The sequence below is a fragment of the Campylobacter concisus genome (assembly GCF_902460595.1).
In the GTDB taxonomy this organism is placed as follows: Bacteria; Campylobacterota; Campylobacteria; order Campylobacterales; family Campylobacteraceae; genus Campylobacter_A; species Campylobacter_A concisus_BL.
The window spans coordinates 1-1,150 of record NZ_CABPVA010000039.1 but is presented as its reverse complement, the minus strand read 5'-3'; the positions used below and the strand labels follow the sequence as shown (position 1 = coordinate 1,150).

General features: G+C 25.7%; 3 protein-coding genes. All 3 read right to left on the bottom strand.

Annotation, left to right across the window (positions count from 1 at the left end):
* Positions 1–214: hypothetical protein (locus F3G86_RS10825; RefSeq protein WP_223228599.1), on the bottom strand; the 214-nt coding region annotated here is incomplete at its 3' end.
* Positions 211–462, bottom strand: coding sequence for a hypothetical protein (locus F3G86_RS10205; RefSeq protein WP_149723784.1), 252 nt, complete (start codon positions 460–462; stop codon positions 211–213). The genes F3G86_RS10205 and F3G86_RS10825, both read right to left, overlap by 4 nt.
* 228 nt (positions 463–690) lie before the next feature.
* The coding region (locus F3G86_RS10200; protein WP_149723783.1) for a tetratricopeptide repeat protein at positions 691–1,150 on the bottom strand (460 nt) is incomplete at its 5' end.

Here is a 1,150-nt window from a genome sequence, read left to right as displayed (position 1 = left end):
ATAAATTTAACTCGCTACATTTTTTTGCTTTGTAAATAGATGTTTGAATTTCAATAATTTCTATATTATATTCTTTTAAAAATTTAATAAATTCCAAAGCATCTTTGTAATAAAGCCATAATCTATTTTCTGTTATATCATAATTTTTTGGCTTTTTTGGTGATTTGTCGAACCAAGAATTTAACATATTAGGAGTGCAATTTTTCGTTTTCATTTTGCACTGTCTGTATTGTGAATTAAAATTCCAAATTTAGCCTTTTTAGAAAAAAATTTATTTCCTGCTAAATTTGGACCAATACAAATATTGTCATTTTTCAATTCCATTGCCTGTGCTTTAATTAAGTTAGATAAAAACATTAAGCTTTTTGTATCTCCTTGTATAAAAAAGACATCATCTTCTAGCCAAGTATTTATTTTTATTTTTTCTTTTGAATATTGCTCACATATACTATCTGTTTTCATTTTTTACCCTTAAATCTACCATCTTCCCAAACATCAAATGAACGTTTACCATTTTCGTATGATTTTTTTATCTTTATATACTTCCCAGTGGTCTTTATGTAATAAGTCCTTTCCCCATACTGAATTTAAAACTTTTTTAAGCAGTCACTAAAACCAAAGTTAAATTTGCAATATCTTACTAATATCACTTATCTTTTTAAAATAAAAATTTGTCATAGGATCTTTATTTCACAATAACTTTTTGCTGATCTTATAGGCCTTTTTATAATTTTTTATTGCTAATTTATACTCATCTGCTACTTCACAAATAGCTGCAATATTTGCGTAACACTTTGCCACACTAGTGCTACTATTCCCATATATACTTAAATAAATTTCAAGTGCTTTACTATTAAACTCAAAAGCCTTTATATAGTCTTCTTTTTCTAAAAAGGCAACACCTAAATTATAATATGATATTGCGGTATCTTGGTGAATTTCTCCTAAGACTTTAATTCTTGTTGCGAGAGATTTTTGAAAATTTTTTATAGAATTTTCAAAATCCTTTTTTAGCAAGAACGCATATCCTATGTCGTTATAAAAATTTGCTACTTCTACATTATTTATTCCAAATAACCTTTTAGAAATTTGTAGCCCTTTTTTATAAAATTTGATAGCTGATACATATCTACATTCTTTTGTATATATA